Annotated in this window: 17 protein-coding genes; 15 read left to right on the plus strand and 2 right to left on the minus strand. The window is 60.8% G+C overall.

What is annotated here, in order from left to right; translation table 11 throughout:
• Nucleotides 1-31: 31 nt before the first annotated feature.
• Nucleotides 32-3,235 carry a ribonuclease E gene (rne, locus tag KW062_RS09215; RefSeq protein ID WP_105755863.1) on the minus strand — a complete coding sequence of 1,068 codons (3,204 nt, stop codon included), beginning with the start codon at nucleotides 3,233-3,235 and terminating at the stop codon, nucleotides 32-34.
• Between the two features lie 741 nt (nucleotides 3,236-3,976).
• Here rne and rluC point away from each other — a divergent pair.
• Genes rluC through sppA form a run of 3 tightly spaced genes read left to right on the plus strand, consistent with a single transcriptional unit; the run spans nucleotide 3,977 to nucleotide 6,596 of the window.
• Nucleotides 3,977-4,933, plus strand: a complete 957-nt coding sequence (gene rluC / locus KW062_RS09220; RefSeq protein ID WP_105755862.1) for a 23S rRNA pseudouridine(955/2504/2580) synthase RluC — start codon at nucleotides 3,977-3,979, stop codon at nucleotides 4,931-4,933.
• A complete protein-coding gene (locus KW062_RS09225) occupies nucleotides 4,923-5,582 on the plus strand; it encodes an HAD-IA family hydrolase (protein WP_105755861.1) in 660 nt (219 codons plus the stop codon). Before rluC ends, KW062_RS09225 begins: the two co-directional genes overlap by 11 nt.
• A gap of 24 nt (nucleotides 5,583-5,606) precedes the next feature.
• Nucleotides 5,607-6,596, plus strand: coding sequence for a signal peptide peptidase SppA (sppA, locus tag KW062_RS09230; RefSeq protein ID WP_027618691.1), 990 nt, complete (start codon nucleotides 5,607-5,609; stop codon nucleotides 6,594-6,596).
• A gap of 150 nt (nucleotides 6,597-6,746) precedes the next feature.
• Here the strand turns inward: sppA and KW062_RS09235 are convergent, their stop codons facing one another.
• Nucleotides 6,747-7,325: a Maf family protein gene (locus KW062_RS09235; protein ID WP_105755860.1), complete on the minus strand. Its 579-nt coding sequence runs from the start codon at nucleotides 7,323-7,325 to the stop codon at nucleotides 6,747-6,749.
• 105 nt (nucleotides 7,326-7,430) lie between these two features.
• On the opposite strand from KW062_RS09235, the gene KW062_RS09240 reads away from it, so the two are divergent.
• From KW062_RS09240 to KW062_RS09295, 12 genes are all read left to right on the plus strand, one after another.
• Nucleotides 7,431-7,958, plus strand: a complete 528-nt coding sequence (locus KW062_RS09240) for a YceD family protein (protein WP_004371317.1) — start codon at nucleotides 7,431-7,433, stop codon at nucleotides 7,956-7,958.
• A gap of 13 nt (nucleotides 7,959-7,971) precedes the next feature.
• The gene (gene rpmF, locus KW062_RS09245) at nucleotides 7,972-8,154 is read left to right on the plus strand and encodes a 50S ribosomal protein L32 (protein WP_003179396.1); all 183 of its coding nucleotides are present in this window, start codon (nucleotides 7,972-7,974) and stop codon (nucleotides 8,152-8,154) included.
• A gap of 4 nt (nucleotides 8,155-8,158) precedes the next feature.
• The gene (gene plsX / locus KW062_RS09250) at nucleotides 8,159-9,169 is read left to right on the plus strand and encodes a phosphate acyltransferase PlsX (RefSeq protein ID WP_081786356.1); all 1,011 of its coding nucleotides are present in this window, start codon (nucleotides 8,159-8,161) and stop codon (nucleotides 9,167-9,169) included.
• 126 nt (nucleotides 9,170-9,295) lie between these two features.
• Nucleotides 9,296-10,234: an ACP S-malonyltransferase gene (gene fabD, locus KW062_RS09255; protein ID WP_027618694.1), complete on the plus strand. Its 939-nt coding sequence runs from the start codon at nucleotides 9,296-9,298 to the stop codon at nucleotides 10,232-10,234.
• Nucleotides 10,235-10,250: 16 nt separating this feature from the next.
• Entirely contained in the window at nucleotides 10,251-10,991 is a 741-nt protein-coding gene (gene fabG, locus KW062_RS09260; RefSeq protein ID WP_027618695.1) for a 3-oxoacyl-ACP reductase FabG, read from the plus strand.
• A gap of 197 nt (nucleotides 10,992-11,188) precedes the next feature.
• A complete protein-coding gene (acpP, locus tag KW062_RS09265; RefSeq protein WP_003175607.1) occupies nucleotides 11,189-11,425 on the plus strand; it encodes an acyl carrier protein in 237 nt (78 codons plus the stop codon).
• Nucleotides 11,426-11,534: 109 nt separating this feature from the next.
• On the plus strand, nucleotides 11,535-12,779 hold the full coding sequence (fabF, locus tag KW062_RS09270; protein ID WP_027618696.1) for a beta-ketoacyl-ACP synthase II: 1,245 nt from the start codon (nucleotides 11,535-11,537) through the stop codon (nucleotides 12,777-12,779).
• Nucleotides 12,779-13,594: an aminodeoxychorismate lyase gene (pabC, locus tag KW062_RS09275; protein ID WP_027618697.1), complete on the plus strand. Its 816-nt coding sequence runs from the start codon at nucleotides 12,779-12,781 to the stop codon at nucleotides 13,592-13,594. The genes fabF and pabC overlap by 1 nt, the downstream gene beginning before the upstream one ends.
• 3 nt (nucleotides 13,595-13,597) lie before the next feature.
• A complete protein-coding gene (gene mltG / locus KW062_RS09280; RefSeq protein ID WP_027618698.1) occupies nucleotides 13,598-14,746 on the plus strand; it encodes an endolytic transglycosylase MltG in 1,149 nt (382 codons plus the stop codon).
• A gap of 19 nt (nucleotides 14,747-14,765) precedes the next feature.
• Nucleotides 14,766-15,398: a dTMP kinase gene (gene tmk, locus KW062_RS09285; protein ID WP_105755859.1), complete on the plus strand. Its 633-nt coding sequence runs from the start codon at nucleotides 14,766-14,768 to the stop codon at nucleotides 15,396-15,398.
• Nucleotides 15,391-16,377, plus strand: coding sequence for a DNA polymerase III subunit delta' (locus tag KW062_RS09290; protein WP_105755858.1), 987 nt, complete (start codon nucleotides 15,391-15,393; stop codon nucleotides 16,375-16,377). Before tmk ends, KW062_RS09290 begins: the two co-directional genes overlap by 8 nt.
• Nucleotides 16,378-16,437: 60 nt before the next feature.
• The gene (locus tag KW062_RS09295) at nucleotides 16,438-17,226 is read left to right on the plus strand and encodes a TatD family hydrolase (RefSeq protein WP_105755857.1); all 789 of its coding nucleotides are present in this window, start codon (nucleotides 16,438-16,440) and stop codon (nucleotides 17,224-17,226) included.
• Nucleotides 17,227-17,489 lie beyond the last annotated feature (263 nt).

The raw sequence follows: 17,489 nt of genomic DNA on the forward strand, positions 1-17,489 counted from the left end.
CTCAGGCGGGGCTTTTTAGTGGCTGATGGAATCAGGCGAGCGGTTTAGGCTCGTGCTCTTTTTCCAGGGCCTCAGGGTGTTGCTCTACCACTTCTTCGACGGAGCGCAGGGTTTCGTCGATGGCTGGGGCGGGTGCAGCTTCAACGGCCTCGACAACGGCAGCCGGAGCGGCAGCGGCAGCCAGTTCGGCTTCCTTCTGCAGGCGTTCGGCTTCGCGCTTGCGGCGACGCACTTCACGTGGGTCGTTCGGGGCGCGGCCATTCTCGGTCAGGACGATGGCAGGTGCGACTTCGACAGCCGGGGCAGCCACTTCCTCAACGACAGGCGCTTGGACTGCAACAGGCTCAGGTTCGGCAGCAACCACTACCGGCTCGACGACCGCTTCAGCCACGGGTGCAGGCACCTCGGCAGCTACTGGCTCGACAGCAACAGGTTCAGTGACCGCTGGCTCGGCAACTACCGGCTCGGCAACCCAGTTGAACGCAGTTTGCTCTTCGCGAACTTCAGGCGCTTTTTCAAACGCTGGCGATTCAACAACTGGCGCTTCAACAGTAGGCTCTGCAGCGACAACCGGCGCTTCAGTCACGGCTGCGACTTGTGGTTGCGCTTCGACCACTGGAGCAACCTCGACCACCGGCGCTACAGGAGCTTCGACTGGCGTGGTGGCTTCAACGACAGGTGCTTCAACCTGAGCAGTTTCCTGCACAGCTTCTTCAGCAACGGTAGCGGTTGCGCGTTCAGCCTGCTGATGGGCCTCGGCTTCGGCTGGAGCGCTGATCACGCTGCTGGCCACGGCGGCAGTTACCGCAAGACCGGCAGCCAGTTCAGCGCCAGTCGGCTCTTCGTTACCCTCGGAGTCTTCCGAGCCTTCGATCACGTTACCGTTGGCATCGCGTTGACGCTCGCGACGGTTGCTGCGACGACGCTGGCCACGGGAGCGACGGCGTGGACGATCGCCTTCGGCGCCGTCTTGACCCTCTTCGGACAGCTGCTCTTCGTTGCCTGGCAATTCTTCTTCGGCAACAGCGGCAGCCGCCTGTTCAGTGCGTGGCTGACGCTCTTCACGCGGTGGGCGTGGCGCGCGCTCTTCACGCGGCTGGCGAGCTGGACGCTCTTCAGTAGCGGCGACAGCGCTGGTGGCAGCGGCAGCAGCAACGGCTGGCGCAGCGTCCAGCGGCTCACGCAGTTCACGTACCGGACGCTCTTCACGCTCGCCACGCGGCTTGCGATCCTCACGCGGTGGACGTGGCGCACGCTCTTCGCGCGGCGCACGCGGCGCGCGTTCTTCACGGGCTACGGCTGGAGTTTCTTCGCGCAGTTCGCGGGGTTGGCGCTCTTCGCGCGGCTCGCGTGGAGCCCGTTCTTCACGAGGAGCGCGCTCTTCACGTGGCTTGCGCTCTTCATCGCGACGACCGTTGCGGTTGCGGCTTTGCTGGCGACCGTTGCGGCGTTCTTCGTTGCGCGCCGGGCGCTCGACGACAGGCTTCTCGACCACAACCGGAGCCGCTGGCTCTTCCTTGGAGGCGAACAGGCTGACCAGCGACTTCACCAGGCCCTTGAACAGGCTTGGCTCCGGCGCGACGGCAGGGGCGGCAGCCGGTGCGGCAACCACTTCGCTCGGGACCGGAGCGTTGGCGCGGGCTGGAGCGGTCTTCACCGCGGCTTCCTGGCGAACCAGGGTGCGGGTGGCCGCAGCTGGCTGGACTTCTTCGACTTCGGCAGCGGCCGCAGCGATTTCGTAGCTGGACTGGTTGTTGGCCGCTTCCGGGCTGTCATCACGCAGGCGCTGAACTTCGAAATGCGGGGTTTCGAGGTGATCGTTCGGCAGAATGACGATGCGCGCACGGGTACGCAGTTCGATCTTGGTGATCGAGTTGCGTTTTTCGTTGAGCAGGAACGCGGCGACCGGGATTGGCACCTGGGCGCGTACTTCGGCAGTACGGTCTTTCAGGGCTTCTTCTTCGATCAGGCGCAGGATTGCCAGAGACAGCGATTCAACGTCACGGATGATGCCGGTGCCGTTGCAGCGCGGGCAGACAATGCCGCTGCTTTCGCCCAGGGATGGACGCAGGCGCTGACGGGACATTTCCAGTAGGCCGAAGCGCGAAATGCGACCCACTTGCACGCGGGCGCGGTCGGCTTCCAGGCATTCGCGGACTTTTTCTTCCACGGCGCGCTGGTTCTTGGCGGGGGTCATGTCGATGAAGTCGATGACGATCAGGCCGCCGATGTCGCGCAGGCGCAACTGACGGGCGATTTCTTCGGCGGCTTCAAGGTTGGTCTGCAGGGCGGTTTCTTCGATATCGCTGCCTTTGGTGGCGCGTGCCGAGTTGATGTCGATGGACACCAGGGCTTCGGTCGGGTCGATAACGATGGAGCCACCGGAAGGCAGTTCAACGACGCGCTGGAAGGCGGTTTCGATCTGGCTTTCGATCTGGAAGCGATTGAACAGCGGAACGCTGTCTTCGTACAGCTTGATCTTGCTGGCGTACTGCGGCATCACCTGGCGGATGAAGGTCAGGGCTTCGTCCTGGGCTTCAACGCTGTCGATCAGTACTTCGCCGATGTCCTGGCGCAGGTAGTCGCGGATTGCACGGATGATTACGTTGCTTTCCTGGTAGATCAGGAACGGCGCGGAACGATCCAGGGACGCTTCCTTGATGGCGGTCCACAGTTGCAGCAGGTAATCGAGGTCCCACTGCATTTCTTCGCTGCTGCGGCCAAGGCCGGCAGTGCGCACGATCAGACCCATGTCGGCCGGGGCAACCAGACCGTTCAGGGCTTCGCGCAGTTCGTTGCGCTCTTCACCTTCGATGCGACGGGAGATACCACCGGCACGCGGGTTGTTCGGCATCAGTACCAGATAGCGACCGGCCAGGCTGATGAAGGTGGTCAGGGCGGCGCCCTTGTTGCCACGTTCTTCTTTTTCGACCTGAACGATAACTTCCTGGCCTTCGCTCAGGACGTCCTTGATGTTGACGCGGCCTTCAGGGGCTTTCTTGAAGTATTCGCGGGAGATTTCTTTGAGTGGCAGGAAGCCGTGGCGCTCAGAGCCGAAATCGACAAAGGCAGCCTCAAGGCTTGGTTCGATACGAGTAATTCGGCCTTTATAAATGTTGGCCTTCTTCTGCTCGCGTGCACCGGATTCGATGTCCAGGTCGTAGAGGCGCTGGCCATCTACCAGTGCAACACGCAACTCTTCGGGTTGAGTTGCGTTAATCAGCATTCTTTTCATGTAGTACCGTCGGTTTCCGGGCTGCCGGAAACGGCGTTCGGCACACACGACTTCTCACGGTCGGTGTCAGGTGCGTCGGGAGTGGTTGGCCATTCCCGTGTCCAGCGATGTGCGGCCAATGTGGGCCGGCATCGCGACGTACGCGTCCTGCTTGCTGTGGCTACTTAAGCACTCAGTCAGGAGGAGGAATCAACCGGCGACTGTGGACGAGATGAAGCGTCTAAATATAAGCCTAGTGCTACACGGTCCGACGGTTGTGCATCTCCACCCTACACGTATCCCTGATAATTCGGGTGCTGCCGCGCGCTGAATCCGCAACGGGTTGGCATTTACCGTGTTCTCCAATGGGGAGTCCACGCTCATGGCTACACAAGACTGGGTGAAAGCTGTTTGGCTGGCTCCCAGCTTGTTTCAGGCGTTGTTTCCGAAACTCTTGCCCCAGGTCTGGAACAGGACTGACTGCACTTTGTGAACTGGCCGTAAATATCGGTGCAACAGACGAGTGGTACTCTGCTTGCTGCACTCGCTTCAGGCCTCATGTCACCTGCGCTTGTTACAATCCTGAACCTTCCAGTTGGTGCGAAAGCCCCGTAGGACGGCCTCGCGTCCTGATGAATTGCGTTGGTCAGGGCCGGCAACTTGCCGTTGGTCCTCTGTCCAGGCCGCTTTTGGCGGCGTTCGCGACTATAGCAGCAATGATTAAGTGCTTCAATTCCATAAAAAATTGTTATCATTCGCGGCATGACGACTACTGCCCCCCCGACCCCTGGCGTACAACTGCTCGAGGTCTCGCCGGAATATGCCGGCCAACGTATTGACAACTTCCTTCTCGCTCGGCTCAAAGGCGTGCCCAAGACCTTGATTTACCGCATTTTGCGTAAAGGCGAAGTGCGTGTGAACAAGGGGCGGATCAAGCCCGAGTACAAGCTGCAGGCGGGCGACATCGTGCGCGTGCCGCCGGTGCGTGTGCCCGAGCGTGACGAGCCGGTGCCTCTGGCCCAGGGTTTGTTGCAGCGCCTGGAAGCCTCGATTGTCTTCGAAGACAAGGCCCTGATCGTGATCAACAAGCCCGCCGGGATTGCTGTTCACGGTGGCAGTGGCTTGAATTTCGGGGTGATCGAAGCCTTCCGCCAGCTGCGCCCGGACACCAAGGAGTTGGAGTTGGTCCACCGCCTTGATCGGGATACCTCCGGTCTATTGATGATCGCCAAGAAGCGCAGCATGTTGCGCCATCTGCACACTGCCCTGCGCGGCGATGGCGTCGACAAGCGCTACATGGCATTGGTCCGTGGGCGCTGGGAGACCGCGGTCAAGCAGGTGCGTGCGCCGCTGCTCAAGAGCAATCTGCGTTCCGGCGAGCGCATGGTTGAAGTCAATGAAGAGGGCAAAGAGGCCCTCACGGTATTCAAGGTGCTGCGCCGTTTCGGCGATTTTGCCACCATGGTCGAAGCCAAGCCGGTGACCGGTCGCACCCACCAGATTCGCGTGCACACTCTGCATGCCGGCCATAGTATTGCCGGTGATACCAAGTACGGCGATGAAGATTTCAGCAAGGAAATTCGCGAGCTGGGCGGTAAGCGCCTGTTTCTGCACGCCTACATGCTGACGGTGCCGCTGCCCGACGGCGGTGAACTCAAGCTGCAGGCGCCAGTGGACGAAATGTGGGCCAAGACCGTGGAGCGCCTGAGTGCGGAATGACTACAAGCTGCTGATTTTCGACTGGGATGGCACCTTGGCCGATTCCATCGGGCGGATTGTCGAGGCGATGCATGTCGCCTCGCAGCGCTCGGGTTTCGACCTGTGCGAGGATCTGGCGGTGAAGGGCATCATCGGTCTGGGATTGCCGGAGGCGATTCGCACTTTGTATCCACAAATCAGCGATGCCGAGCTGGTGGCCTTCCGTCAGCACTACGCCGATCACTACATTGCCCTCGAGGCTGAGCCCTCGCCGCTGTTCGACGGCGTGGTCGAGTCGCTGGCAGCGTTCCGCGACCAGGGTTATCACCTGGCGGTCGCCACCGGCAAGGCCCGTCGTGGTCTGGATCGGGTGCTCAAATCCCATGGTTGGGAAGATTATTTCGATATCACCCGCGCTGCCGACGAAACGGCGAGCAAACCGCACCCCTTGATGCTGGAGCAGATTCTTGCCCATTGCGCGGTGCGCCCCGAGCAGGCGCTGATGGTCGGGGATTCCTCGTTCGACCTGCAGATGGCCCGCAACGCCGGGGTGCCGTCGGTGGCGGTCAGCTACGGTGCCCAGTCAATCGACGCCTTGCGCGCCTTCGAACCGCAACTGGCGATCGATCATTTTTCACAATTGCGTACCTGGCTGGGTCGGCAGGTCTAATGAATTCGGGTTGGAGTGCAAGCCATGGCTGACGAATGGAAAGCGCCTGTCAAAGCCAGTGCTGATGACGGCGAAGAAAAAAGCTGGAAGCTGCTCGAGAAGACGCTGCTTGCCGGTGTACAGGAACAGCGTCGAGCGCGGCGCTGGGGGATTTTCTTCAAGCTGTTGACCTTCACTTATCTGTTTATCGCGTTGATTCTGTTCACGCCGCTGATGGACATCGAAAAGAGCGCGACCCGAGGTCCGGGTTACACCGCGCTGATTGAAATTACTGGGGTGATCGCCGACAAGGAACCGGCCAGTGCCGACAACATCGTCGGCAGCCTGCGTGCGGCGTTCGAGGACACCAAGGTTAAGGGCATCGTATTGCGCATCAACAGCCCGGGCGGCAGTCCGGTGCAGTCGGGCTACGTCTACGACGAGATCCGTCGCCTGCGCGATCTGCATCCGGATACCAAGGTCTATGCGGTGATTTCCGATCTCGGTGCCTCAGGGGCCTATTACATCGCCAGTGCCGCTGACCAGATCTACGCAGACAAAGCCAGCCTGGTAGGCTCCATTGGCGTGACGGCGGCCGGCTACGGTTTCGTTGGCACCATGGAGAAGCTGGGGGTTGAGCGTCGTACCTACACCTCCGGTGAGCACAAGTCATTCCTTGATCCGTTCCAGCCGCAAAAGCCGGAAGAGACCGCGTTCTGGCAGGGTGTGCTGGATACCACCCATCAGCAGTTCATCGCCAGCGTGAAAAAGGGGCGTGGTGATCGCCTGAAGGACAAGGAGCATCCGGAGTTGTTTTCCGGGCTGGTCTGGTCGGGCGAGCAGGCGCTGCCGCTTGGCTTGATCGATGGCCTGGGCAGCGCCAGTTCGGTGGCGCGGGACGTGATTGGCGAGAAGGAGTTGGTCGACTTCACAATCCAGGAGTCGCCGTTCGATCGCTTCTCGAAAAAACTCGGCGCCAGTGTGGCCGAGCAGTTGGCTATGTGGATGGGCTTTCACGGCCCCGCCCTGCGCTGACTGTTGCGCGACATAAACAACCGGCCTGCGTGGCCGGTTTTTTATGGGTGTAGCAGCTGCCGGAGGCTGCGTTAGGTTGCGTAGCGACCCTCTGTCGGATCAGGCGGGCGACCTCCGGCTGCTGGCGCAGCCTCGCGTGCTCGGCTGCTGCTACGGGATCTGCACCCCTTCGGCCAGTAGCATGTCCACCAGGCGGATCAGTGGCAGGCCGACCAGGCTGGTGGCGTCCGGCCCTTCGGTGCTCTGGAACAGGCTCACGCCCAGGCCCTCGGCCTTGAAGCTGCCTGCGCAATCGTAGGGCTGTTCGGCATGCAGGTAGCGCTCGATGCGCGCCGGGTCGAGAGGGCGCATGTGCACGGTGAAGGGGACGTAGTCGATCTGGCAGGTGCCGGTGTGGCTGTTCAGTAGCGCCAGGCCGGTGAGGAAGGTCACGCGGCTGCCGCTGGCGGCCTGCAGTTGTTCGCGGGCCTTGTCGAAGGTGTGGGGTTTACCGATGATGCGTCCATCGAGGACGGCCACCTGGTCCGAGCCAATGATCAGGTGGGCGGGATGGCTGTCTGCCAGTGCCCGGGCCTTGGCCTCGGCCAGGCGTTTTACCAGCTCGATGGCGGACTCGCCCGACTGGTGGCTTTCATCGATATCCGGGGAGCTGCAGATGAAAGGTAGCTGCAGGCGAGCCAGTAGTTCTCGGCGATAAATCGAGCTGGAAGCGAGTAATAAAGGCAGCATGAGGCTCTCCAAAAGTCAGTGGCCGATTCTAGCGGGGCTTCCAAGTGACGGACAGGGCTGAATTTCCTTTGACATGGGCGGGGGCATCCCTATAATGCTGCGCCTATGTTGAATGACCCGATTCCACCTCACGTTGACCCGCGCAAATTGGCTGACCGTGGCACCACCCTTCAAGGTGAACTGCTGCTGGCCGATTTGGAGAGACTCTGCGACCCGCTTTCCGACACCGTCGGTACGGTGCAGGCTAAATTCGTTTTTGAACGAGATGAACGTAAATCTGTGGTAATCCACAGCTTTATCGACACCGAGGTCAAAATGGTTTGCCAGCGTTGTCTTGAGCTGGTCACCCTGCCGATTCACAGCGAATGCAGTTATGCTGTGGTAAAGGAGGGTGCGAATACCCAGTCGTTGCCGAAAGGTTATGACGTGCTGGAACTGGGCGAAGATCCTTTGGATCTGCAGTCACTGATCGAGGAGGAGCTTTTGCTCGCCTTGCCCATTGTGCCTGCTCATCATCCGGAAGAATGCCAGCAGCCGGCGGGTCTCGATGAGCCCGAACCGAGCGAGGACGAGGTAACGCGGTCCAACCCGTTCAGTGTATTGGCGCAGTTAAAGCGTGACCCAAACGTTTAGGAGTTAATCAATTATGGCTGTTCAGCAGAACAAAAAATCCCGCTCCGCCCGTGACATGCGTCGTTCGCACGATGCTCTCGAGGCAAGCACCCTGTCCGTAGAAAAGACCACTGGTGAAGTTCACCTGCGTCACCACGTATCGCCAGAAGGCGTGTACCGTGGCCGTAAAGTGATCGACAAGGGCGCTGACGAGTAATCACTTGTCCGCTCAAGTCATCGCGATTGACGCAATGGGCGGGGACTTCGGTCCCCGCAGCATTGTCCAGGCCAGTCTCGCTTGCCTGTCTGTTACGCCCTCGCTGCACCTGACCCTCGTCGGTCAACCCTCCATTCTAGAAGATTTGATTGCCAGCCAGTCGGCTGTGGATCGCGCGCGCCTGACGATTGCGCCTGCGCTCGACGTCATTGGCATGGACGAAAAACCTTCCCAGGCTCTGCGCGGCAAGCCCGACTCATCCATGCGCGTCGCGCTCGAGTTGCTGCGAGATGGCAAGGTTCAGGCCTGTGTCAGTGCCGGCAATACCGGGGCGCTGATGGCCTTGTCGCGTCATGTGCTCAAGACGCTGCCGGGAATCGACCGGCCCGCCATGGTTGCCGCTATCCCGACCCAGCGCGGCTATTGCCAGTTGTTGGATCTGGGAGCGAATGTCGATTGCAGTGCCGAGCACCTGCTCCAGTTCGCGGTCATGGGTTCGGTGGCGGCGCAGACGCTCGGGGTGGTGCGTCCCCGGGTGGCGTTGTTGAACATCGGTACCGAAGACATCAAGGGCAATCAGCAGGTCAAGCTTGCGGCGACCCTGCTGCAAAACGCCCGCGGGCTGAACTACATCGGTTTTGTCGAAGGGGACGGCCTGTACCGTGGTGAGGCGGATGTCGTGGTGTGTGACGGTTTTGTCGGCAACATCCTGCTCAAATCCAGCGAAGGCCTGGCAACCATGATCGCCGGGCGCGTCGAGGCGCTGTTCAGGAAAAATCTGGCGACAAAACTGGTCGGTGCCCTGGCCCTGCCGCTGATGAAGCGCCTGCAGGCCGACCTGGCGCCCGCCAGGCACAATGGCGCGAGCTTTCTCGGCTTGCAGGGGATTGTCGTGAAGAGTCATGGCTCGGCCGGTGTCCAGGGCTTTCAGAGTGCAATCCAGCGCGCCCTGATCGAGATTCAGGAGAACCTGCCGCAGCGCCTGCATGGTCGTCTGGAGGATTTGCTGCTTTAGGCATTTTCGTCGGACAATGCTTAAATGTGACCGCTCAGTTCAATTGGCCATCCAACTGTCAGTTTCTTGCGTCCCCCATGACGGGACGTCAATTCTCCGACGACAAGATCATTAGGGGCTTGTTACATGTCTGCTTCCCTCGCATTCGTCTTTCCAGGACAGGGTTCGCAGTCCCTCGGCATGCTGGCCGAGTTGGGCGCGCAACATCCAGTGGTCCTCGATACTTTCAAAGAAGCTTCCGATGCCCTGGGCTACGACCTGTGGGCGCTGACCCAGCAGGGGCCAGAAGAGCAACTCAATCAGACCGACAAGACCCAGCCGGCCATCCTCACGGCCTCGATCGCCTTGTGGCGCCTGTGGCTGGCTGAAGGCGGCGCGCGTCCGGCTTACGTCGCCGGTCACAGCCTGGGCGAGTACAGCGCGCTGGTCGCCGCTGGCAGCCTGAGCCTGGGCGACGCGGTAAAGCTGGTCGAAACACGCGGCAAGCTGATGCAGGAAGCCGTGCCCGCCGGGCAGGGCGGTATGGCGGCGATCCTCGGCCTGGACGATGCCGACGTCGTGGCAGCCTGTGCCGAAGCGGCGCAGGGTGAAGTGGTCAGTGCAGTCAATTACAACTCGCCGGGCCAGGTGGTGATCGCCGGTGCCAAGGCGGCAGTCGAGCGCGCCATCGAAGGTTGCAAGGCGCGTGGTGCCAAGCGCGCCATGCCGTTGCCGGTCAGCGTGCCGTCGCACTGCGAGCTGATGCGCCCGGCGGCCGAGCGCTTTGCCGAGTCGATCGCCGCGATCAACTGGCAAGCGCCGCAGATTCCGCTGGTGCAGAACGTCAGCGCGGCGGTGCCGGCTGATCTGGAAACCCTCAAGCGCGATCTGCTTGAGCAGCTCTACAAGCCAGTGCGCTGGGTCGAGTCGGTGCAGGCACTGGCGGCCAATGGCGCGACCCAACTGGTCGAGTGTGGCCCAGGCAAGGTCCTGGCTGGATTGAACAAACGCTGCGCCGAAGGCGTGTCGACCTCTAACCTCAATACCCCAGATGCCTTCGCTGCCGCTCGCGCAGCGCTGGCCTGAATTAGGAGAAGCTTGCATGAGTCTGCAAGGTAAAGTTGCACTGGTTACCGGTGCCAGCCGTGGTATTGGCCAGGCTATCGCCCTGGAATTGGGTCGTCAGGGCGCCATCGTTGTTGGCACTGCGACCTCCGCCAAAGGCGCCGAGGCGATTGCTGCCACGCTGAAAGAACACGGTATTCAAGGCGCGGGCCTGGAGCTGAACGTTACCAGCGACGAATCGGTCAGTGCGGTGCTGGCAAGCATTCAGGAGCAGTTCGGTGCGCCGGCGATTCTGGTGAATAACGCCGGTATTACCCGCGATAACCTGATGATGCGCATGAAAGACGACGAGTGGCATGACGTCATCGACACCAACCTGAACAGTCTGTATCGCCTGTCCAAGGGGGTTCTGCGTGGCATGACCAAGGCCCGTTGGGGACGAATTATCAGTATTGGCTCGGTTGTGGGTGCCATGGGCAACGCAGGCCAAGTAAACTATGCCGCCGCCAAGGCGGGTCTGGAAGGTTTCAGCCGCGCCCTGGCGCGTGAAGTTGGTTCGCGTTCGATTACGGTAAACTCGGTGACCCCTGGGTTCATTGATACCGATATGACCCGCGAGCTGCCCGAAGCGCAGCGTGAAGCCTTGCAGACGCAAATTCCGCTGGGCCGTTTGGGACAAGCTCAAGAGATCGCGTCTGTGGTCGCTTTTCTTGCATCCGACGGTGCGGCTTACGTGACTGGGGCTACAATCCCGGTGAACGGCGGGATGTACATGTAGGTTTAAATGTGACGGATTGCTTCAAAAAAATGTCATACGAGCTGTCTAAAATCCGTTATAAAGCTGCAATCTATTTATAGGCAGATGGCTGCAGGGTTCGAGGAGTGAAGCTTTCAGTTGAAAAGCTGAAAAGCCTTTCTATACACTTACCCACTGGCCAGCTGCCTGAATTTGTCCATTAGGAGTGAAAACAAGGTATGAGCACCATCGAAGAGCGCGTCAAGAAAATCGTTGCTGAGCAACTGGGCGTTAAAGAAGAAGAAGTGGTCAATACTGCTTCCTTCGTAGAAGACCTGGGTGCCGACTCCCTTGACACCGTTGAGCTGGTGATGGCTCTGGAAGAGGAATTCGAGACCGAAATCCCTGACGAAGAAGCTGAAAAGATCACTACTGTACAAGCTGCAATCGACTACGTTACTAGCCACCAGGCGTAATAGTTTGTAATCGTTGTCTGCTGTCATGGAAAAACCGCACTGCCATCATGGCGTGCGGTTTTTTCTTTAGGTCTGATGCAAAGTCGTCATTTAAAAAAAGGAGAGTGCTGTGTCGCGTAGACGCGTCGTAGTCACCGGTATGGGTATGTTGTCGCCACTGGGCACGGATGTGCCGAGCAGCTGGCAGGGCATTCTGGCTGGCCGCAGTGGCATTGGTCTGATCGAACACACCGACCTTTCTGCCTATTCCACTCGTTTTGGCGGCTCGGTAAAGGGCTTCAATGTCGAGGAGTACCTGTCGGTCAAGGAAGCTCGCAAACTCGACCTGTTCATTCAGTACGGTCTGGCGGCCGGGTTTCAGGCGGTGCGCAATGCCGGCCTGGAAGTCACCGATGCCAACCGTGAACGTATCGGCGTGGCCATGGGTTCGGGTATTGGCGGACTGACCAATATCGAAGAAACCAGCCGCACCCTGCATGACACCGGGCCACGACGGATCTCTCCGTTTTTCGTGCCAGGTTCGATCATCAATATGATTTCCGGATTCCTGTCCATCCACCTCGGTGTGCAGGGTCCCAACTACGCCATAGCCACGGCCTGTACCACTGGTACTCACTGTATTGGCATGGCGGCACGCAACATTGCCTACGGCGAAGCCGACGTGATGATTGCCGGCGGTGCCGAAATGGCCGCTTGCGGCCTGGGTATGGGCGGCTTTGGCGCTGCGCGTGCATTGTCGACCCGCAACGACGAGCCGACCCGCGCCAGTCGTCCGTGGGACAAAGGCCGTGATGGCTTCGTTCTCTCCGATGGCGCCGGTGCCTTGGTGCTCGAAGAGCTGGAGCACGCCAAGGCCCGCGGCGCGACTATTTACGCCGAACTGATCGGTTTTGGCACCAGTGGCGACGCCTATCACATGACCTCGCCACCGGCAGATGGTGCCGGCGCCGCGCGCTGCATCACCAATGCCCTGCGCGATGCGCGGATCAACGGCGACCAGGTGCAGTACATCAACGCCCATGGCACCTCGACCTCGGCCGGCGACCTCGCCGAAGCCCAGGCGATCAAGACCGTGTTCGGCGATCATGCCTACAAGCTGGCCGTCAGCTCGACCAAGTCCATGACCGGTCACCTGTTGGGTGCTGCGGGCGCTGTCGAAGCGATCTTCAGCGTGCTGGCGATCAATGGCCAGGTGGCGCCTCCGACCATCAACCTCGATGAGCCGGACGAAGGCTGCGATCTCGATTTCGTGCCGCACACTGCACGCAACATGGATATCGACGTGGTCCTGTCCAACTCCTTCGGGTTTGGCGGCACCAACGGCTCGCTGGTGTTCCGTCGGTTTGCCGACTGATGGACAGCTGGGTCGACGGTCAACCGGCTGACAGCCTGTCGCTCAAGGACCGCGGCCTGGCATACGGCGATGGCCTGTTCGAGACCATCGCCGTCAAGGCGGGCCAGCCGTTGCTGCTGGAGCGCCATCTGCAACGGCTGGCCGAAGGCTGCCAGCGCCTGGCGATTGCGGTGGATCACGACCTGGTTCGTCGCGAGCTGCTGGCCTATGCCGGTGCCCTCGGCGACGGCGTACTCAAGCTGATCCTCACACGTGGCGACAGCCAGCGCGGTTACGCCGTCGACCCCGCAGCTGCGCCTCGGCGCATCCTGCAAGGCAATCCTCCCGCCGCCTATCCGCCGGTCCATGCGGAGCAAGGTGTGCACCTGTTTCCCTGCACCACACGGCTTGCAACCCAGCCGCTGTTGGCAGGTCTCAAACACCTGAACCGTCTTGAACAAGTGCTTGCCCGTTCTGAATGGCAGGGCAGCGATTGTGCCGAAGGTTTGATGCTCGATCTGGATGGGCGAGTCATCGAAGGTGTTTTCAGTAATTTGTTCATGGTCTGTGGAGGCGTGTTGATCACCGCCGATTTGCGTCGCTGTGGCGTTGCTGGCGTGATGCGTGGCGAGTTGTTGTCCCGGGCCGGTGCTCTGGGTATCCCCACTGAAATCACCGATATCAGCCTGCAACAACTGCAGCAGGCCGATGAAGTATTCGTCTGCAACAGCGTGTACGGCATCTGGCCGGTATGCGCGTATGCTGCGCTGAGCTGGCCGGTTGGGCCGCTCACCCGTAAACTGCAAGGCATTGCCCGCGCACTACTGGATGCTTGATTCGTGAGACGTAAACTCTTGCTGCTGCTGGAAACCGGATTGGTTCTGGCGGGGCTGACGCTGGGCTTTTCCGCCTGGAAAATCGATTCGGCGCTGGAGCAGCCGCTCAATATTACTCAGGAAGAGTTACTGGATGTACCTACGGGCTCGACGCCGTCCGGGACCTTCAATCGCCTGGAAGCCGACGGCGTGCTTGAGGATGCTTTCTGGCTGCGCCTGTACTGGCGCTTCAACCTGGCAACCCAGCCTCTGCACAGTGGTGAATACCGGATGTTGCCAGGCATGACTGCGCAAGGTCTGATCGGTGTCTGGCAGCGTGGCGAAGTGGTCCAGTACAGCCTGACCCTGGTCGAAGGCTGGAACTTCCGCCAGGTTCGCGCGGCATTGGCGAAAAACGACAAACTCGAACAAACCCTGGTTGGCTTGAGCGACAGCGAGCTGATGGAGAAGCTTGGCCATCCGGGCGTATTCCCCGAGGGCCGGTTTTTTCCTGATACTTACCGCTTCGTGCGGGGCATGAGCGATGCCGATGTGCTGGAGAAAGCTTACGATCGGCTCGAGGACGTGCTGGCCAAGGAATGGGCCAAGCGTGCGCCGGACCTGCCTTACAACGACCCTTACAAGGCGTTGATCATGGCGTCCCTGGTGGAAAAGGAAACCGGCGTGCCGCAGGAGCGTGGGCAGATTGCCGGGGTGTTTGTGCGACGCCTGCAGATGGGCATGATGCTGCAGACCGATCCGACGGTGATCTATGGCATGGGTGAGCGCTACAACGGCAAGTTGACCCGGGCCTCGCTGAAAGAGCCTACGCCCTACAATACCTATGTGATTTTCGGCCTGCCGCCGACACCCATTGCCATGGTCGGTCGCGAAGCCATTCATGCAGCGCTGAATCCGGTATCCGGCAGCAGCCTGTATTTCGTCGCACGCGGTGATGGCAGTCATGTTTTCTCCGATGACCTGGATGCCCATAACAGCGCGGTGCGCGAGTATCAGCTCAAGCGTCGTGCGGACTACCGTTCGAGCCCGGCGCCGGTCAATGATGCCCCCGTGCCGGATGAGCAGGGGCCGAGCGAGGTGCCAGAAGAGCAGCCGCCGGCAGCCGTGCCTGAGCCTCAACCCGACACTGCATCCCCGCAAAGCCCGCAATGACTCTGACTAAGGACTGCCTGTGACTGGCTTGTTTATTACCCTGGAAGGGCCGGAAGGCGCCGGCAAGAGCACCAATCGCGAATACCTGGCCGAGCGCTTGCGCAACGCCGGGGTCGAGGTGCTGCTGACTCGCGAGCCGGGCGGTACCCCGCTGGCCGAGCGAATCCGCGAGGTGCTGCTGGCGCCGGTCGATGAAGTCATGAACCCGGATACTGAGCTGCTGCTGGTTTTTGCTGCCCGTGCCCAGCACCTGGCCGAGGTCATTCGTCCGGCCTTGGCGCGCGGTGCGGTGGTGCTCTGTGACCGGTTTACCGACTCGACCTACGCCTACCAGGGTGGTGGTCGTGGCTTGTCGCTGGAGCGTATTGCGGCGCTGGAAACCTTCGTCCAGGGCAATCTGCGCCCGGACCTGACCCTGATCTTCGATCTGCCGGTGGAAATCGGCATGGCCCGCGCCAGTGCCCGTGGCCGCCTGGATCGCTTTGAGCTGGAGGGCAGGGTGTTCTTCGACGCCGTGCGCAGTGCTTTCCTTGAGCGTGCCAAAGCTGATCCGGCGCGTTACCTGCTGGTCGATGCCGCGCAGCCGCTTGCCGATGTTCAGCGTTCGCTGGACAGGCTGATGCCTCAACTATTGGAGCGCCACCGTGGCTGAGGCCTATCCCTGGCAGGACGGCCTGTGGCAGCAGTTGGCCGGTCGCACACAGCACGCTCATGCCTATCTGCTCCATGGCCCGAAAGGTATAGGCAAGCGGGCGCTGGCCGAGCGTCTGATGGCGCGACTGCTGTGCCAGCAGCCGCAAGGGCTGGTGGCCTGCGGCCAGTGCAAATCGTGCCTGCTGCTCAAGGCTGGCAGCCACCCGGACAATTACATCCTCGAGCCGGAAGAGGCGGACAAGGCGATCAAGGTCGACCAGGTTCGTGAACTGGTCGGTTTCGTGGTGCAGACTGCGCAGTTGGGCGGACGCAAGGTGGTGTTGATCGAGCCGGTGGAGGCGATGAACATCAACGCCGCCAACGCCTTGCTCAAGAGTCTTGAAGAGCCTTCGGGCGATACCGTATTGCTGCTGGTCAGCCACCAGTCCAGTCGCCTGCTGCCAACGATCAAGAGCCGCTGTGTGCAGCAGGCCTGTCCGCTGCCCAGCGAGGCCGCGAGCCTGCAATGGCTGGCGACGGCCTTGCCGGAGTGCAGCGAGGAGGAGCGTGGCGAATTGCTGACCCTGGCTGCTGGTTCGCCGCTGGCGGCGGTCGCACTGCAGGCCCAGGGTGTACGTGAACAACGTGCCCAGGTGGTCGACGGGGTGAAGAAACTGCTCAAGCAGCAGCAATCGCCGACCCAGTTGGCGGAGGGTTGGAATGCGATACCGCTGCTGTTGCTGTTCGACTGGTTCTGCGATTGGTCGAGCCTGATCCTGCGCTATCACTTGACCGAAGACGAGGCGGGCCTGGGTCTGCCTGACATGCGTAAGGTGGTCCAGTACCTGGCGCAGAAGTCGGCCCAGGACAAGGTGTTGAACATCCAGGACTGGATCCTCGGCCAGCGCCAGAAAGTCCTGAGCAAGGCCAACCTCAATCGCGTGCTGTTGCTTGAAGCCTTGCTGGTGCAATGGGCTGGGTTGCCTGGCCAACGTTAAAATGCGGTATGCGGACAAGCTCCGACCGTCCCACTGATACGATTGAGTTGTAGCCTCACTATGCTTGTAGATTCCCATTGCCACCTCGACCGCCTCGACCTGGCCGTCCACGATGGCTCACTTGATGCAGCCCTTGAGGCGGCCCGCCAGCGCGGCGTCGGACACTTCCTGTGCATCGGCGTCAGCGTCGACAACGCGGCCGAGGTCAAAGCGCTGGCGGAACGCTATGCCGACGTCGACTGCTCCGTGGGCGTTCACCCTCTGGATGTGCAGCCGGGCGCTGCGCCGGCGCTGGACTGGCTGCTGCAGGAGTTGAATCATCCACGGGTGGTAGCTATCGGCGAAACCGGCCTGGATTACCATTACGAGCCGGAAGCGGCCGAGTTGCAGCAGGAATCCTTCCGTTTGCACCTGCAGGCCGCCCAGCAGACCGGAAAGCCGGTGATTGTGCATACCCGTGGCGCGCGCGCCGATACCCTAAGCCTGCTGCGCGAAGCCGCCTTGCCCCAGGCCGGGGTGCTGCACTGCTTCACCGAAGACTGGGAGATGGCCAAGGCCGCGCTGGATCTGGGCTTCTACATTTCGTTGTCGGGTATCGTCACCTTCCGCAACGCCGATGCCCTGCGTGACGTTGCCGGCAAGGTGCCGGCCGACCGACTGCTGGTCGAGACCGATTCACCATACCTGGCGCCGATCCCGTATCGGGGTAAGCCGAACTTGCCGCAATACGTGCGAGAAGTGGCAGAGTTCCTTGCGATGTTGCGCGGCGAATCCTACGAGCGCTTCGCCGAGCAGACCACCCAGAACTTCAAGCGATTGTTCCCGTTGGCGCACGTCAGGCCCGCCTGATCGCCTGCGAGGTCAAATCGCGGGCAAAAAAAACCCGGGTTCTGGGGGGTGAATCCGGGTTAAGACCATTAGGAGTGAAACAAAGGCACTCGGTCCGTTGGCGCCTATATCCACGCGTCACTTGGGGGAGATGACGCGCCGACATTTGAAGTATTGATCAGTATTGCGCGCAGTCCAGTTTGATCCCCCGGCTTTCTTAAACAAATTTGGAATACCGGCGCTTCGCTTGAGTTCTCATTGCTGGACGGAACCGCTGGGGAGGG

It is taken from the genome of Pseudomonas fluorescens (assembly GCF_019212185.1).
In the GTDB taxonomy this organism is placed as follows: Bacteria; Pseudomonadota; Gammaproteobacteria; order Pseudomonadales; family Pseudomonadaceae; genus Aquipseudomonas.

What these genes read in the sequence shown, in the direction of transcription:
- rne (WP_105755863.1), bottom strand. Translation starts at nt 3,235, where the DNA reads ATGAAAAGAATGCTGATTAACGCAACTCAACCCGAAGAGTTGCGTGTT.
- rluC (WP_105755862.1), top strand. Translation starts at nt 3,977, where the DNA reads ATGACGACTACTGCCCCCCCGACCCCTGGCGTACAACTGCTCGAGGTC.
- sppA (WP_027618691.1), top strand. Translation starts at nt 5,607, where the DNA reads ATGGCTGACGAATGGAAAGCGCCTGTCAAAGCCAGTGCTGATGACGGC.
- KW062_RS09235 (WP_105755860.1), bottom strand. Translation starts at nt 7,325, where the DNA reads ATGCTGCCTTTATTACTCGCTTCCAGCTCGATTTATCGCCGAGAACTA.
- KW062_RS09240 (WP_004371317.1), top strand. Translation starts at nt 7,431, where the DNA reads ATGTTGAATGACCCGATTCCACCTCACGTTGACCCGCGCAAATTGGCT.
- rpmF (WP_003179396.1), top strand. Translation starts at nt 7,972, where the DNA reads ATGGCTGTTCAGCAGAACAAAAAATCCCGCTCCGCCCGTGACATGCGT.
- fabD (WP_027618694.1), top strand. Translation starts at nt 9,296, where the DNA reads ATGTCTGCTTCCCTCGCATTCGTCTTTCCAGGACAGGGTTCGCAGTCC.
- fabG (WP_027618695.1), top strand. Translation starts at nt 10,251, where the DNA reads ATGAGTCTGCAAGGTAAAGTTGCACTGGTTACCGGTGCCAGCCGTGGT.
- acpP (WP_003175607.1), top strand. Translation starts at nt 11,189, where the DNA reads ATGAGCACCATCGAAGAGCGCGTCAAGAAAATCGTTGCTGAGCAACTG.
- pabC (WP_027618697.1), top strand. Translation starts at nt 12,779, where the DNA reads ATGGACAGCTGGGTCGACGGTCAACCGGCTGACAGCCTGTCGCTCAAG.
- KW062_RS09295 (WP_105755857.1), top strand. Translation starts at nt 16,438, where the DNA reads ATGCTTGTAGATTCCCATTGCCACCTCGACCGCCTCGACCTGGCCGTC.